The organism is Streptomyces sp. YGL11-2 (assembly GCF_050054615.1).
In the GTDB taxonomy this organism is placed as follows: domain Bacteria; phylum Actinomycetota; class Actinomycetes; order Streptomycetales; family Streptomycetaceae; genus Streptomyces.
Genome location: NZ_JBNHIN010000035.1, coordinates 24,144 through 39,463 on the forward strand (window position 1 = coordinate 24,144; position 15,320 = coordinate 39,463).

The following is a 15,320-nucleotide window of genomic DNA, read 5'->3' on the forward strand; positions in this document are numbered from 1 at the left end:
CGCATAGCGTTGCACACCCGTTCACGCCGGGCCGGGGAGGGCCGGGACGAGCGCTCGGGTCAGGCGTTGGCCTTGGCCCCGGCCGCGACGGCCTCCTTGGCGGCGGCCTGGACGAGCTTGAGGAGGTCGGTGCCGTCGGGGGTGTCGGCGCCGGCCATGCCCGCGCCGTTGTAGTTGACGGTGACGACGATGTTGGCGCTGCGGGCCACGATCGTCGTGTTCTTGAAGTCGTTGCCGTCCTTCGAGATGTCGTAGGCGACGGCGGTGGCGGCGTCGCCGGTGCCGGCGACCGGCGCCGCGGCGACCTTCTTGGCGCCCTGGGTGCCCTTCGCGTCGGCGACCTGCTTGGTGTAGAAGTCCGTGGCGCGCTTCTCGCCGGAGCCGATGCCCGCGGCGGAGTCGTAGCGCTGGTAGGCGACGTCCAGCCAGCGGAACTGGGTGCCGTCGACGCCCTGGTCGTCCGAGCTGGACCAGGAGCAGGCGCCGCGGGCGGTGGCGTCGGTGGACTTGGCCTGGTCGCCGGCCGCGTCCTTCACCTTGGGCAGCAACTTGTTGATGGTGTCCTTGGTGAACGCCAGGCACGGGTTCGGCAGCTTCTTGTACTTCGCCGCGGCGACGGTCGGCGACGGGTTGCCGGCGCTGCTGGACGAGCCGGAGGGAGTGCTGTCACCGGAGCTCTTGTCGCTCGACGAGCCGGAGCAGCCGGCGACGAGCAGCACCGGTACTGCTGCGCAGGTGAGAAGGCTGGCGAGTCGCTTGGCTGAACGGTGCATGGTTCCTTCGCTGTTCGTCGTCGTGGAGTCGACACGGACCCTTGTGGAGCCGGGTGCCCCTGCCTCGGGTGGGGCGGGGCTAGAGGGCACGGTACGCGGCGGAGCGAGGGAGGTGGCCGTTTCGTGGCGATTGGCACAAGAGGGCAATTCGGGCATAGTTGACTGTAATTACCCGTTCGGGACCATCGCCACTTACGGCGCTATTCGCCGAGGTGGTCGGCCAGCTCGCCGGCCAGTGAACGGGCCTTGTCCTGCAGTTCCTGGCTTTCCGGCAGCTTCGTCTTGTCCACGGACCACTGGTCGTAGGTGATCGTCACGATGACGTTCGACGTGCGAAAAACCACAGTGACGTCGCGGTGCACTCCGGAGTCCGTGGTGACCAGTTTGTCGTTGAGGAACGCCGCGTCGCCGAGGTTTTCGAGCTCGCGCGGGGCGAGCGGGCTGCCGGGGGTGGCGCCGGGGTCGGACGGGGTGGCGGACGGTGCGGCGGCGCCCCCGTTCGCCTTCTTGCCGCCAGCGTCGGCGCCCTTGTCCGTGGACTGGTCCGAGGGCTGGTTCGTGGGGGCGTCCTTGGGGCTGGCGTCGGCCGAGGGGGAGCTGGAGCTGCCGGCCGGGATCTTCGCGGCCTGCTGCTTGCCGGTGTAGATCTCCTGCGCCCGGTCGTCGTCGCTGACCGCGGCGTTGTACGAGACCACGCGCTGGATGTCGAGGGTCAGATGGCGGGTGCCCTCGCTGGTCTCGCGGGTCCACTGGCAGCCGACGCGGCGGTCGGTGTCGTAGGTGATGTCGGCCCGGCCGGCGTAGATCTTCGCGGCGTCGGCCTGCGACAGCGGCTGGTCGTCGCCGGGCAGCATGGCGCGCACGGTGTTGCGCGAGGGCAGGCCGCAGGCTTCCGGGAGGGTCTGGTAGCGGCCGGGCTGGGCGGACTGGGCGGACGCGGTGGCGCCACTGCCCTTGCCGTCGCTGCCGCCGGTGCCGGTGGCGGAGCCGCTGGTGCAGCCGGTGAGGCCGGCGGCCAGTGCCGCGGTGACCAGCAGCGCGGCACCGGGGACGAACGATTTGCGCGGCATCGTTCGCGGCTCCTTCCCTGCGGAAATGCGGTTGCCGCCGGATGGCGGCGAGTGGACACAATGTCTACCGCACGTCTTGCCGCAAATGCCGGTCCGGCGTCCATGATCGGATGCATTGTCCGGCTTTTGCGTTTTTCGGATTTTCGGGGGAATGAGTTAGATATGTCGTACACCGAAGTGCCCGGCGCCCAGGTGCCGATCCGGATGTGGACCGATCCGGCCACGGTCGAGGGTGTCGCGATGCAGCAGCTGCGCAATGTCGCCACGCTGCCGTGGATCAAGGGCCTGGCCGTGATGCCGGATGTGCACTTCGGCAAGGGGGCCACCGTCGGCTCGGTCATCGCGATGCGCGGTGCGGTCTGCCCGGCCGCGGTCGGCGTCGACATCGGCTGCGGAATGAGCGCCGTCAGGACCTCGCTCACGGCCAATGATCTCCCTGGCGACCTGTCCCGGCTGCGGTCCAAGATCGAGCAGGCGATCCCGGTGGGCCGCGGGATGCACGACGAGCCGGTCGACCCGGGCCGCATCCACGGCGTGCCGACGGCGGGCTGGAGCGACTTCTGGGCCCGTTTCGACGGGGTCGCGGAAGCCGTCAGGTTCCGCCAGGAGCGGGCCGCCAAGCAGATGGGCTCGCTCGGGTCCGGGAACCACTTCATCGAGTTCTGTCTCGACGAGAACGGCTCCGTGTGGCTGATGCTGCATTCCGGCTCCCGGAACATCGGCAAGGAACTGGCCGATTTCCACATCGAGCAGGCTCGGAAGCTGCCGCACAACCAGGGGCTGGTCGACCGGGACCTGGCCGTCTTCATCGCGGACACCCCGCAGATGGCCGCGTACCGCAACGACCTGTTCTGGGCGCAGGAATACGCCAAGCACAACCGCGAAGTGATGATGGCCCTCTTCCAGGACGTCGTCCGCAAGGAGTTCCACAAGGCCCGACCGGTCTTCGACCCGGTGATCTCCTGCCACCACAACTACGTGGCCGAGGAGCGCTACGAGGGCATGGACCTGCTGGTGACCCGTAAGGGCGCGATCCGGGCGGGCAGCGGCGAATACGGGATCATCCCGGGCTCGATGGGCACCGGTTCGTACATCGTCAAGGGCCTCGGGAACCCCGCGTCCTTCAACTCCGCCTCGCACGGCGCCGGCCGCAAGATGAGCCGGAACGCCGCCAAGAAGCGGTTCTCCACCCGCGATCTGGAGGAGCAGACGCGGGGCGTGGAGTGCCGTAAGGACTCCGGGGTGGTCGACGAGATCCCCGGCGCCTACAAGCCGATCGAGAAGGTCATGGAGCAGCAGCGGGACCTGGTGGAGGTCGTCGCCAAGCTCAAGCAGGTGGTGTGCGTGAAGGGTTGAGCGGTGCGCGGGTGTGGCGCGTTGGGCGCCGCCCCCGGCTTCGGGGCTGCCGCCCCCGGCTTTCGGGGCGTCGCAGCCCCGTTCTCGTTCCCGGGCGCGGTAGTCCCGTTGCTGGGCGTCCCCTCCCGTTCCCGGGCGCCGCAATCCCGTTCTTGGGTGGTGTTCCGTTCTTGGGCGTGGCACCCATGCTTCTGGTCGGTGTTCGGCTCCCGGTCGGTGTTCGGCTGGGAGTCCCTGGGGCGAGGGCGAGGGCGAGGGCGAGGACGTAGGCAGGAGTGGGGAGCGATGCCGGGGATGGGGGCGGGGCCGGGCAGCGGGCCCGAGCTCCCGGGGTGGGGGCTACGGACCGCTGCCCGTGGTGGGCCGGGCCGCCGGCTCGCCGGTCCTCAACTGGTGCGGTGGACCTTGGTGTTGGACGCCTGGGCGCGCGGGCGGACCACCAGGAGGTCGATGTTGACGTGCGGTGGGCGGGTGATCGCCCAGGCGACGGTGTCGGCGACGTCCTCCGCGCTGAGCGGCTCGGCCACACCCTCGTAGACCTTCGCGGCCTTGGTGTTGTCGCCGCGGAACCGGGTGCTGGCGAACTCCTCCGTCTTGACCATCCCGGGCGCGACCTCGATGACGCGTACCGGCTGGCCGCACAGCTCCAGCCGGAGCGTCTCGGCGATGACATGGGCGCCGTGCTTGGCGGCGACATATCCGCCGCCACCCTCGTATGTGCCGTGCCCGGCGGTGGACGAGAGGACGACCACGGTGCCCTCGCCCGACGCGGTCAGCGCGGGAAGCAGCGCCTGCGTCATGTGGAGGACGCCGAGCACGTTGACCTCGTACATCGCGCGCCAGTCGGCGGGGTCGCCGGTGGCGACCGGCTCGGCGCCGAGCGCGCCGCCGGCGTTGTTGACCAGCACGTCGATGGAGGGGAAACGGTCGAGCGAGTGGGCGAAGGCGTCGACGGCGGCCCGGTCGGTCACGTCGAGCGCGTACGCCTCGGCATGCGGCAGCTCGGCGGCGAGTGCCTCGATGCGGTCCTTGCGGCGGGCGGTGAGCACGACGCGGTAGCCGGCGGCGGCCAGGGCCCGTGCGGTCGCGGCGCCGATGCCGCTGCTCGCTCCGGTGACGACGGCGGTACGGACGTCGGCGGTGTCGGCGTTGGCAGCTGCGGCTTCGGCGGTCATGACGCTCTCCCTTGCGAACGGTGCGGGGTGGTGCACGAGTGGTACGCGGTGGTGCTGACGCTGGTGCTGGTACGTCGTGGCGCGGCCGGTAGGAGCGGTGCGGTCGGCATGAGGGGTGTGGCTCATGTGTCTCAGGTGGCTCGTGTGGCTGGTGCGCGTCGTGTGTGGCCAGGATATGCAGTGGCGGCAGGGCCGTTGAGGGGGACCGGTGGGTGGTGGTGCGCCCGGGGAGCGGGACGGGTGGTGTGCGGGGGCGCTCGGTCGCGCCCGAGCGGTGCCGGGCCAGGCCCTGCCCCATGGGACGGGCCCTGGCCTCATGGGACGGGCCTTGCCCCATCGGCCAGGCGCTGACCCATGGGACGGGCGCTGGCTCAGCCCCCCCGTGGGGCGTACATGATCACGGTCATGCCGGCGAGGCAGATCAGCGCCCCGATGACGTCCCACCGGTCGGGGCGGTAGCCGTCCGCGACCATGCCCCAGGCCAGCGATCCGGCGACGAACACCCCTCCGTACGCGGCGAGGATGCGGCCGAAATGCGCGTCCGGCTGGAGCGTGGCCACGAAGCCGTACACCCCGAGGGCGATCACTCCTGCCCCGATCCACGCCCAGCCCTTGTGCTCCCGCACCCCCTGCCAGACGAGCCAGGCACCGCCGATCTCGAAGAGCGCGGCGACGACGAACAGGGCTGCGGAACGGGCGATGAGCATGGGACTCAGCGTAGGGAAAGCAGCGCCCGGGGCCGGGACGGGGGCACGGGCCGTCCGCCGGGCGCCGGCCGGCCCCGGTGCCGGCGGGCCTGGCTGGTCCCGGTCGGCGCGGGCCGCCGGCAGGCGGCGGCGCGGGCCTCAGCCGAGAGGCTCCGGCTGTATTCGCCCGGCGGGGCGTACCGCGTCCGCTGGAGCGGGGCCGGCCAGCGCGCCGGTCCAGCGGGCGAGGGCGGTACGGAGCGACGCGGCACGCTCGGCGGGGGCGGTGGCGTCGGTGGCCCAGGCGATATAGCCGTCTGGGCGCACCAGCAGGGCGGTGCGGCGGTCGCTCCGCCACGAGGCGGTGACGACCCGGTCGACGGGGGGAACGGGGCTGGTGCCCGCGTCCGCCGCGGCTGCCAGAGCTTCGTCCCCGGGAGCGATCAGGACGAACGTGCCCTGGCGGAGCAGCTCGTAGAGGCGACTGCCGCCGGCCAGTCGGACGTCCGGGGCCCGGCGGCCGGCGAGCGCGTGCGCGCCGCGCTCGGCCCGATAGGCGACATCGATGCCGGAGACATTGCCGATCGCGCGGCGGGACAGCGGCGGCAGGCGGTTGATGAGCTGAGCGGCGAGCCCGCGGGCGGCCCGGCCCGCCGCGGACTGCACCAGCGCGAGGCGGATGATCGCGCCGCTGCTGCGCAGCACCTGTGTGCCGACCGGATGGCGCTCGGCCTGATAGCTGTCCAGCAGGCTGTCGGGGGAGTGGCCCTTCAGCACCGCCGCCAGCTTCCAGCTGAGGTTGGCGGCGTCCTGAAGGCCGACGTTCATCCCCTGGCCGCCGGCCGGGGAGTGGATGTGCGCGGCGTCACCGGCGAGGAAGACCCGGCCGACGCGGTAGGCCGGAGCCTGGCGCTCGTCGCTGCGGAAGCGCGAGACCCAACGGGCCTCGTGCATACCGAAGTCGGTGCCGAAGGCGAGGCGGGTGACCTCGCGGACCTCGGCGAGATCCACGGGGGCGTCGTCGTCCTGCTGGGCATGGCGGTTCCAGCCGATGGCGCGGTACCAGCCGTCGCCGAACGAGCCGATCAGGCCGAAGGCGTCACGGGTGGCGTTGATGGAGAAGGCGGAGTCGGGCTCCTGGGCCAGCCGCACATCGGCGAGCACCACGGAGCGGATCACCGCCTTGCCGGGGAAGGGCAGGCCGATGGCCTCCCGGACGGTGCTGCGCCCGCCGTCGGTGCCGACCGCATAGGAGGCCCGGGAGCTGCCGATGCCCTCCGCCGTGCGGAACCGGACCGTCACCCCGGACGTGTCCTGGTCGAGACCCAGCACCTCGGACCCGTATTGGAAGGTGACGCCGGCCTGCCGGGCGCGCCGCTCCAGCAGCCGCTCGACCTCGTACTGCGGGGTGATCAGAACGAAGGGGAAGCGGGACGGGAGCCGGCCCGGGGCGAGCACCGCGTCACCGAACATCTGGAGGCCGGTGAGCCGGTGGCCGCCGGCGACCAGCTCATCGGCGAGTCCGCGGGCGTCCAGCTGCTCCAGTGAGCGGGCGTGCACGGCGAGGGCGCGGCTGAGATTGCTGGTGGCGTCGTCGCGGCGCTCCAGGAGCGTGACGTCGAGGCCGGCCTCGGCGAGGTCTCCGGCGAGCAGCAGCCCCGTCGGGCCGGCGCCGACGACGAGGACATCCGCGTCCCGGCCGTCGGCGGCGGCGCCCGCGCGGCGTGCGGTCGCCGCCGCGGTGTCGGTGTCGCTGCTGCGGTGGGTGCTGCTGTCTTCGGGCTTGCGGTTGAGGGCATCCATGACTGCCGCCTCCTTTGCCAACACATGTTGGTCAACGCTTGTTGGCAAGCGTAGGGCGCCCACGTCTGGCATGTCAACAGCCGTTGGCCTACAGTTGTTGATATGCCTGAAAGCGCACCCTCCGGCAGGCCCGCGATCACCCCTGACGTGGACCTCGACCCACCCCCCCTCGCCGCCTCGGCCCCCGACGCCGGGCGGCATCCGCGCCCGCGACGCTCCGCGGCCACCCGCGCCGCGATCCTCGCCGCCGCCCGCGACCGCTTCGCCGCCGACGGCTATGACCGCGCCACGATCCGCGCCATCGCGCGGGACGCCGGCATCGATCCGTCGATGGTGATGCGCTACTACGGCAACAAGGAGGGCCTCTTCGCCGCCGCCTCGGAGATCGATCTGCGCGCCCCGGACCTCATGGCGGTGCCGCCCGAGGAGCGGGCCGCCCGGCTCGTGCGCCACTTCATCGAGCTCTGGGAGAGCGACGAGACGCTGACCGGGATGATGCGCGTCGGCGTCACCAATGAGGCGGGCGCGGAGCGCATGCGGCAGGTCTTCGCCGAACAGGTGCGACCGCTGCTCGACGCGGTCTGCACGGTGCCGGAGGAGGCGCCGGCCCGCGCCGCCCTGATCGGGTCGCAGATCCTGGGCATGGCGCTGTGCCGCTATGTCCTGCACGTCCCGCCGGCCGTCGACTTCAGCCATGACGAACTCGTTGCCTGGCTGGCCCCCACGATCCAGCGCTATCTCACCGCCGATATCCCCTGACAGTCCGTCAGGGGCGGAGCGTGTGATCCCGGCGGGCGGATTCCGGCGGGCGGCCCCCCGCCGACCTCGGGAACCGGCCCCCACCGCCGACCTCAACAGCCGGCTCCCGTGGCCGACTTCGGGAACCGGTCCCCGCCGCCGATCCCGGGAACCGGTCTCAGGCCGGGGTCGTGGGCCCCGGCACCCGCCCCGCGACCCGCGTCAGATTCGTCTCGAATACCCGCCGCGCGTCGGGCGTCAGGGTGCGCAGGGCCACCATCGCCGTGACGATGACATCGCACAGCTCGCTGTGGACGTCGTCCCAGGTGTGGCTGTGCCCCTTGCGCGGGTTCTGGCCGACGGCCCCGATGACCGCCTGGGCTACCTCGCCCGCCTCCTCGGACAGCTTCAGGATCCGCAGCAGCCGCTCCTGCTCCGGCGGCAGCGGACTTTCCCGGTCGAGCCAGCGCACGAGCCCGTCGACGGTCTCCCAGAGCGCGGCCCCGTCGAGGGCGCCGGAAGCGCCGGCGCCGGCCGCGGCGTCGGGAACGACGGCACCGGCGGCTCCGGACGACCCGGGACTGGCAACCCCGGACGACCCGGAAGCGACGGCTCCCGACGGGCCGGAACCGGAAGCTCCGGACGACCGGGAACGCGAGGCTCCGGACGACCCGGAACCGGAAGGAGCGGCAGCAGACATGGCCCGATTCTGCCGCCCGTTCCCCGTTCTGCACGCCCCTCGCCCCTAGGGTGAGGCGACGACCAGCGCTGCCGGAACGGGTGAGGCGAGGACCGGCGGCGCCGGAACGGCGGACGAGTGGGAGGCGGCCGGGCCGATGGACGAGCACCCCGCGATGCCCCGGGAGCGGTTCCCCCGGGAACTGATCGAGTGCTACGGGCTGACACCGCTGCCCCGTGAGGGCGGCTGGTACCGCCGTACGTGGGCCGGACCCCAGCGGCCCGACGGACGGCCCGAGGGGACGGCGATCGTCATGCTGCTGACCGCCGAGCCGGGCGTCTTCTCGGCGCTGCACCGACTGCCGGCCGACGAGATCTGGCACTTCTACCGGGGCGACCCGCTCGCCCTGCTCCTGCTGTCCGAGGCCGACCGTACGCCGGCCGTGGAGGCCGCTGCCGCCGATGCCAGCGCCGGCAGCGGGGGCGGTGGTTCCGGAGCCGTGGCCCGTACGGTCGTCCTCGGGCCGGACGTGCTCGGCGGCCAGCACGTGCAGTTCACGGTCCCGGCCGGCACCTGGATGGCGGCCGAGGTCGCCGCGGGCGGCGCCTGGACGCTCTTCGGCTGCACCATGGCGCCCGGCTACACCGCCGAGGACTACGAGCACGGAGACGCGGGGTGGCTGGCCGCGCGGTTCCCCCAGGAGACGGCCCGGATCGGGGCGCTGAGCCGACCGTGACGGAGCCGACCGTGACGGAGCCGACCGTGACGGAGCCGACCGTGACGGAGCCGACCACGACGGAGCCGACCACGACGGAGCCGACCACGACAGAGCCGACCGTGACGGAGCCGACCACGACAGAGCCGACGGCCCCTGGTCGGCCGAACGCCGGGGCAGAGGCGGCTGCTCCCGAACTCCCCGATCCTCGCCGTCTCCCCGATCGTCGCCAGCTCCCCGATCTGGCCGGGCAGGTCGTGCTCGTCACCGGAGCCGCGGGCGGTGTCGGGCGGGGGATCGCGCTGCGGTTCGCGGCTGCCGGCGCGGACGTCGTGGTGCATTACAGGACGGGCGACGAGGCCGCGCTGGCGCTGGTCGAGGGGATCGAGCGGGCCGGCGGGCGCGCGCTGGCGCTGGGGGCCGACCTGGCCGTGGAGGAGGAGTGCCACCGGCTGGTCACGGAGGCGGCCGGGTGGCGGGGGCGGCTGACCGGGCTGGTGAACAACGCCGGGGTGCAGCCCACTCAGGAACTGGCGGGGATGTCGCTGGCCGACTGGCGGGCCGTGGCGGACCCCAACGTGCACAGCGTGTTCGCCTGCACCCAGGCCGCCGCGGCGGTGATGCGCGCGGGCGGCGGCGGTTCGGTGACCCATATCGCCTCCATCGAGGCGGACCGCCCGGCACCGCGGCATGCCCACTACTGCGCCTCGAAGGCGGCGGTGGTGATGCACGCGCGGGCGGCGGCGCTGGAGTACGGGCCGTACGGGATCCGCGTCAACAGCGTCTCGCCGGGGCTGATCGCGCGGCCCGGCCTCGCCGACGACTGGCCCGAGGGGGTGCGCCGCTGGCAACAGGCCGCGCCCACCGGGCGGTTGGGGCGGCCCGAGGACGTCGGCGACGCCTGCGTCTTCCTCGCCTCGCCGATGGCCTCCTGGATCACCGGCCATGACCTCGTCGTGGACGGCGGCGTCTCGGCCCGCCCTACGTGGTGACGCCGCCGTACGTGGTGACGCCGCCCTATGTGATGACGGCGCCCCCCATGGTGACGCCGTCTACGTGCTGCTCTGCACACCGCCCTGCGCGCCGGACGACGACGCCCGGCGCGCTCCTCCGTAGCGCCCGCCGGCCCACGCCGCCCGACCGCTCACGCCCGCGGGAGCCCGAATGCCCGCGGGAGCCCAAAGACGGCAGCCCCCGGGCCGTGCGTCAGTCCCCACCGCCTACCGGAGCCACACCGCGTGCGCGGGGCCGCACGTCAGGGCCACGCGGCACGTCAGGGCCACACCAGGCAGTAAGCCTGGTGGCCCGCCTCGTGCAGCCGGTGGCTGAAGTCCTGCCACTCGTGCAGCAGCTGGTAGACGCTGAACGCGTCGCGCGGGCCGCCGCGGTCGGGGACGGTGGACCAGATGAAGGCGGCCGCGCCCACCGACTCCTCGCCGACACCGCGCAGCGGGTCGACCACGGTCATGGGGAGCTTCACGACGGCGTAGTCGGGGTGGAGGACGACCAGCTCCAGCGGGGGAACCTTATGGAGCGGTATGCCCTCTATACCGGTGAGGACCATGGCGGCCATCGTCTCCGGCTTGATCTTGGAGAACATGCCGCCCATGCCGAGCTCGTCGCCGCCGAGTTCCTCGGGGCGCATGGAGATCGGGACGCGGGCGGCCGTGGCGCCATTGGGGGCGCCGAAGTACTTGTACGTCACCCCCATGCGCGCGCCCCTGGTTTCCCCGCCCGTAATGCTTTCGGTGTTCTCGCGCCGGTCGTCCGTGATGTCCTCGGTCCCCTCGCGCCGGTGACGGCCGCGCTGGGCGCGCTCGGGACCCCGGTCATTGGTTCCCTCGCCCAGTTCGCCACCGCGATGCATATCTCCACCCGACCACTCGCAGCCCCAGCCGCGCAACCCGATCATCGTCTCAGAGACCTCCCCCGTCACCGGCGCGTGAAACGCCCGGCCGCACGCCCCCGTGCGCCTCTGAGACCATTGCTTGCGTGACTTACTCGTACGACGCCCCAGTTTCGCAGACGCGCGGGGGCTGACGCCCGGTCGCGAGCGAGAGGAACGAAAAAGAAACCAAGTGGGAATCAAGTGGTGCCGGACGGTGTTCCGTGTGCCGATTCCCGTACCGCTGTCCGCCGGGCCGTGTCCGCGCGCCGCCGCCCTCCCACCGTTTGTGCAGGTCAGGATCACTGTGTCTTTTCCGTATGAAGCTCCTGTTTCGCAGTCGCTGTTCGACCGCGCGTCCGTCGTGACGCCCGGCGGCGTGAATTCTCCGGTGCGGGCGTTCCGGGCCGTGGGCGGTACGCCCCGGTTCATGGTGTCCGGTACTGGTCCGTACCTCACCGATGCCGATGGCCGGGAATATGTCGACCTGGTGTGCTCGTGGGGGCCGATGATCCTCGGTCACTCGCACCCCGAGGTGATCGCCGCGGTCCAGGAGGCGGTCGCCCGCGGTACGTCCTTCGGGACGCCCGGCGCCGGCGAGGTCGAGCTGGCAGAGGAGATCGTGGCGCGGATCGCGCCGGTCGAGCAGGTGCGGCTGGTCTCCAGTGGCACCGAGGCGACCATGTCGGCGATCCGGCTGGCGCGCGGGTTCACCGGCCGGGCGAAGGTGGTCAAGTTCGCCGGCTGCTACCACGGGCACGTCGACGCGCTGCTGGCCGCGGCCGGTTCGGGCGTGGCGACCTTCGGGCTGCCGGACACCCCGGGCGTCACCGGCGCGCAGGCCGGCGACACCATCGTGCTGCCGTACAACGACATCGAGGCGGTGCGCGCCGCGTTCGCCGCGCACCCGGGCGAGATCGCCTGTGTCATCACCGAGGCGTCGCCGGGCAACATGGGTGTCGTGCCGCCGCTGCCCGGCTTCAACCAGGGGCTTGCGGACCTGTGCTCGGAGAACGGCGCGCTCTACATCTCCGACGAGGTCATGACCGGCTTCCGGGTCAGCAAGGCCGGCTGGTACGGAATTGATGGGGTACGTCCGGATCTGATGACCTTCGGAAAGGTCATGGGCGGCGGCTTCCCGGCCGCGGCGTTCGGCGGGCGCGCCGATGTGATGGCGCATCTGGCGCCGGCCGGCCCCGTCTACCAGGCGGGCACCCTGTCCGGGAACCCGGTCGCCACCGCCGCGGGCGTCGCGCAGCTGCGGCTGCTGGACGACGCCGCGTACGAGAAGGTCGACGCGGTCTCGGCGGAGGTGCGGGGTCTGGTCACCGCGGCGCTGGCCAAGGAGGGCGTGGCCCACCGGCTCCAGGTCGCCGGGAACATGTTCTCGGTCTTCTTCACCGATACCGAGGTCACCGACTACGACGCGGCCAGGGCGCAGGAGTCGTTCCGCTTCACCGCCTTCTTCCACGCGATGCTGGCGCAGGGCGTCTACCTCCCGCCGTCCGCGTTCGAGTCCTGGTTCGTGTCGACCGCGCACGACGCCGCGGCCGTCGAGCGGATCGCGGCCGCGCTGCCGGCCGCCGCACGGGCCGCGGCCGAGGCGACGGCGTGAGGGAGGCGGACCGGGAGATGGGTGACATGAGCAGCCAGGACATCACCGTCGTGCATCTGATGCGGCACGGCGAGGTGCACAACCCCGAGGGCGTGCTCTACGGGCGCCGCCCCGGCTACCACCTCTCCGATCTTGGGCGGAAGATGGCCGACCGGGTCGCCGAGCACCTCGCGGAGCGGGACATCACCCATGTGGTGGCCTCGCCGCTGGAGCGTGCGCAGGAGACGGCGGCGCCGATCGCCGGGGTGCGCGGGCTGGCCACGGCGACCGACGAGCGGCTGATCGAGGCGGCCAACGTCTTCGAGGGCAAGACCTTCGGGGTGGGCGACGGCGCGCTGAAGAAGCCGGGCAACTGGAAGTACCTGACGAACCCGTTCCGCCCGTCGTGGGGCGAGCCGTACATCGAGCAGGTCGTCCGGATGATGGCGGCGCTCGAGGCGGCGCGGGACGCGGCCCGCGGGCACGAGGCGGTGGCGGTCAGCCACCAGCTGCCGATCTGGATCGTGCGCAGCTTCGCCGAGCGGCGCCGGCTGTGGCACGACCCGCGGAGGCGGCAGTGCACGCTGGCCTCGCTGACGTCGTTCACGTTCCACGGCGACAAGATCATCTCGGTGGGGTACAGCGAGCCGGCGCGCGACCTGGTTCCCTCCCACCTGCTGGCCGGCGCCAAACCCGTCAAGGGGAAAAGCAAGGCTTTCGGAGCCTGAGAAGCCGTCATATAGCGGTATGTCAAATTCGAAAGAAATGTCCAGAGTCGGCGATTAGCGCGGAACCTCATCCCCCGACGTGCTCTCTACATCAATGTCCGTTTATATGGGTATTGGGTTCGTCGAGCACGGATGGGGACGACGGTATGGGCGCGATCAGTCGGCGGAGCTTGCTCGGGATGGGAGTTGGCGCGGCCGCGGCGCTCGGCGTCGCCGGATGCTCGACCGCCGGCCGGGGAGGGGCGGAAAAGCAGCGGGTGAAGAACTCGGTGCAGGCGCGCCCGAAGCTCATAGGTGACGGTTCGACGGCGAATTACGGGGAGCAGCCCTATCAGCCCGGTGCGCCCGAGCGGCTGGAGCCCGGACAGACCCCGCCGCAGTTCGTCATCTTCTCCTGGGACGGGGCGGGAGAGGTCGGCAACGGCCTCTTCCCCCGGTTCCGGCAGCTCGCCAAGGACCACGGCGCGGCCATGACCTTCTTCCTCTCCGGGCTGTATCTGCTGCCCGAGGAGAAGAAGCACCTCTACCTCCCGCCGAACAACGAGCCGGGCGCCTCCGCCATCGGTTATCTCAGCGATACGCACATCAGGGAGACCCTGACCAACGTGCGCGCCGCATGGCTGGACGGCCACGAGGTCGGCACCCACTTCAACGGTCACTTCTGCTCCGGCAGCGGCAGCGTCAGGCACTGGACGCCCGAGCACTGGCAGGCCGAGATAGACCAGGCGATGCAATTCGTCACCAAGTGGCGTACGCACACCGGCTTCGAGGAGGCCGAACCGCTGCCTTTCGACTACCGCAAGGAATTGGTCGGCGGCCGTACGCCCTGCCTGCTCGGCCAGGAAAACCTGCTGCCCACGGCCCGGGAACTGGGCTGGCGCTACGACGCGAGTTCGCCCGGCGGCCTCCAGATGTGGCCCAGGAAGAAGCACGGGATCTGGGACTTCCCGCTCCAGCAGATACCCTTCCCCGGCCAGCCCTTCGAGGTGCTCTCGATGGACTACAACATCCTCTTCAACCAGTCGAAGAACTCCACCAGGGCGCCGTCGGCCAACTACCCGGGCTGGCGCCGGCAGGCCACCGACGCGTACATCTCCGGATTCCGCCGGGCCTACGAGACCAATCGTGCGCCGTTCTTCATCGGCAACCACTTCGAGGAGTGGAACGGCGGCATCTACATGGACGCCGTCGAGGAAGCGCTCAAGCACATAGCCAACGAGCGGAACAAGGACGTGCGGCTGGTGTCCTTCCGGCAGTTCACCGACTGGATAGACGCCCAGGACCCCCGAATAGTCCGCAAGCTCCAGCAGATCGGCGTCGGCGAGGAGCCGACCGGCGGCTGGAGGACGTATCTGTCGCCGTCCGAGATCGGAGCCTCGCAAGAAGCGCCGGGAGAGGCCGAAAGCGACCGGCGGAACCAGCCTGACATGCCCGTTTGGTGAGGGCGTGGCGGGGCGAGGGGGGCGCGGAAGATCCGGAATCAGCCCATGCGAAACTTTTCACATGAGTGACAGCCGCGCCCCCCGCCGCCTCACGAGCCGTCGCCGTCTCACCCTGCTCGCCGCAGGAGCCGCGGTGGCCTCGCTGACGCTGAGCGCCTGCGGGGACGGCGCCTCCGGCGGTTCGGCGCAGACCCGGTTCGTCCAGGGCAAGAACGGTGTCGACACCGTCAAGCCCGACGAGCGGCAGCCGGCGCCCGACCTGTCCGGGGAGACCACCACCGGCAAGAAGCTGGACGTGGCCGACTACAAGGGCAAGGTCGTCATCATCAACGTCTGGGGATCGTGGTGCGGACCCTGCATCGCCGAGGCCCCGAACTTCGCCAAGGTCGCGAACGAGGACAAGGACAAGGGCGTCCAGTTCATCGGGATCAACACCCGCGACTCCGAGAAGTCGCAGGCCACCCAGTTCGAGGAACAGCACCAGCTGCCCTACCCGAGCCTGTTCGACCCGACCGGCCGGCTGATGCTGCGCTTCCCCAAGGGCAGCCTCAACCCGCAGTCGATCCCCTCCACGATCGCCATCGACAAGCAGGGCCGGATCGCCGCCCGCTCGATCGGCCCGCTCGCGGAGGACGACCTGCGCAAGATGGTCGACCCGCTGATCGCCGAGAAGTGA

At 71.5% G+C, this 15,320-nt stretch carries 15 protein-coding genes; 8 read left to right on the forward strand and 7 right to left on the reverse strand.

Translation table 11 applies throughout. From position 1 onward, the window contains the following. Positions 1-59: 59 nt before the first annotated feature. Positions 60-773: a DUF3558 family protein gene (locus tag ACO1BR_RS30470; RefSeq protein ID WP_426798318.1), complete on the reverse strand. Its 714-nt coding sequence runs from the start codon at positions 771-773 to the stop codon at positions 60-62. 200 nt (positions 774-973) lie between these two features. Beyond that, entirely contained in the window at positions 974-1,843 is an 870-nt protein-coding gene (locus ACO1BR_RS30475; RefSeq protein WP_426798319.1) for a hypothetical protein, read from the reverse strand. Positions 1,844-2,005: 162 nt separating this feature from the next. On the opposite strand from ACO1BR_RS30475, the gene ACO1BR_RS30480 reads away from it, so the two are divergent. Further along, a complete protein-coding gene (locus ACO1BR_RS30480) occupies positions 2,006-3,199 on the forward strand; it encodes an RtcB family protein (RefSeq protein ID WP_426798320.1) in 1,194 nt (397 codons plus the stop codon). A gap of 386 nt (positions 3,200-3,585) precedes the next feature. Here the strand turns inward: ACO1BR_RS30480 and ACO1BR_RS30485 are convergent, their stop codons facing one another. The 3 genes from ACO1BR_RS30485 to ACO1BR_RS30495 all read right to left on the reverse strand — a co-directional run bounded on the left by ACO1BR_RS30485 (position 3,586) and on the right by ACO1BR_RS30495 (position 6,863). Then, positions 3,586-4,374, reverse strand: coding sequence for an SDR family oxidoreductase (locus ACO1BR_RS30485; RefSeq protein ID WP_426798367.1), 789 nt, complete (start codon positions 4,372-4,374; stop codon positions 3,586-3,588). Between the two features lie 371 nt (positions 4,375-4,745). After that, positions 4,746-5,081: a YnfA family protein gene (locus ACO1BR_RS30490; protein ID WP_426798321.1), complete on the reverse strand. Its 336-nt coding sequence runs from the start codon at positions 5,079-5,081 to the stop codon at positions 4,746-4,748. A 138-nt stretch (positions 5,082-5,219) separates the two neighbouring features. After that, entirely contained in the window at positions 5,220-6,863 is a 1,644-nt protein-coding gene (locus tag ACO1BR_RS30495) for an FAD-dependent oxidoreductase (protein ID WP_426798322.1), read from the reverse strand. A 102-nt stretch (positions 6,864-6,965) separates the two neighbouring features. Between ACO1BR_RS30495 and ACO1BR_RS30500 the strand changes: the two genes are divergently transcribed. Continuing rightward, positions 6,966-7,622, forward strand: coding sequence for a TetR family transcriptional regulator (locus ACO1BR_RS30500; protein ID WP_426798323.1), 657 nt, complete (start codon positions 6,966-6,968; stop codon positions 7,620-7,622). A 157-nt stretch (positions 7,623-7,779) separates the two neighbouring features. On the opposite strand, the gene ACO1BR_RS30505 is transcribed toward ACO1BR_RS30500, so the two are convergent. After that, positions 7,780-8,073, reverse strand: a complete 294-nt coding sequence (locus ACO1BR_RS30505) for a MazG-like family protein (RefSeq protein WP_426798368.1) — start codon at positions 8,071-8,073, stop codon at positions 7,780-7,782. A 364-nt stretch (positions 8,074-8,437) separates the two neighbouring features. Between ACO1BR_RS30505 and ACO1BR_RS30510 the strand changes: the two genes are divergently transcribed. Both ACO1BR_RS30510 and ACO1BR_RS30515 read left to right on the forward strand, forming a co-directional pair. Then, complete coding sequence (locus ACO1BR_RS30510) at positions 8,438-9,016, forward strand: cupin domain-containing protein (protein WP_426798324.1); 579 nt, start codon at positions 8,438-8,440, stop codon at positions 9,014-9,016. A 221-nt stretch (positions 9,017-9,237) separates the two neighbouring features. Next, positions 9,238-9,987 carry an SDR family NAD(P)-dependent oxidoreductase gene (locus tag ACO1BR_RS30515; RefSeq protein ID WP_426798369.1) on the forward strand — a complete coding sequence of 250 codons (750 nt, stop codon included), beginning with the start codon at positions 9,238-9,240 and terminating at the stop codon, positions 9,985-9,987. A gap of 281 nt (positions 9,988-10,268) precedes the next feature. On the opposite strand, the gene ACO1BR_RS30520 is transcribed toward ACO1BR_RS30515, so the two are convergent. Next, positions 10,269-10,862: a hypothetical protein gene (locus ACO1BR_RS30520; protein WP_159503067.1), complete on the reverse strand. Its 594-nt coding sequence runs from the start codon at positions 10,860-10,862 to the stop codon at positions 10,269-10,271. Positions 10,863-11,187: 325 nt separating this feature from the next. Here ACO1BR_RS30520 and hemL point away from each other — a divergent pair, with 325 nt between their 5' ends. From hemL to ACO1BR_RS30540, 4 genes are all read left to right on the forward strand, one after another. Continuing rightward, a complete protein-coding gene (hemL, locus tag ACO1BR_RS30525; protein WP_426798325.1) occupies positions 11,188-12,495 on the forward strand; it encodes a glutamate-1-semialdehyde 2,1-aminomutase in 1,308 nt (435 codons plus the stop codon). Positions 12,496-12,521: 26 nt separating this feature from the next. Next, positions 12,522-13,202: a histidine phosphatase family protein gene (locus ACO1BR_RS30530; protein WP_426798326.1), complete on the forward strand. Its 681-nt coding sequence runs from the start codon at positions 12,522-12,524 to the stop codon at positions 13,200-13,202. A gap of 146 nt (positions 13,203-13,348) precedes the next feature. Further along, positions 13,349-14,644, forward strand: a complete 1,296-nt coding sequence (locus ACO1BR_RS30535) for a hypothetical protein (protein WP_426798327.1) — start codon at positions 13,349-13,351, stop codon at positions 14,642-14,644. Positions 14,645-14,705: 61 nt separating this feature from the next. After that, positions 14,706-15,320 (forward strand): TlpA family protein disulfide reductase, encoded by a 615-nt coding sequence (locus tag ACO1BR_RS30540; protein WP_159503070.1) that lies wholly within the window; start codon positions 14,706-14,708, stop codon positions 15,318-15,320.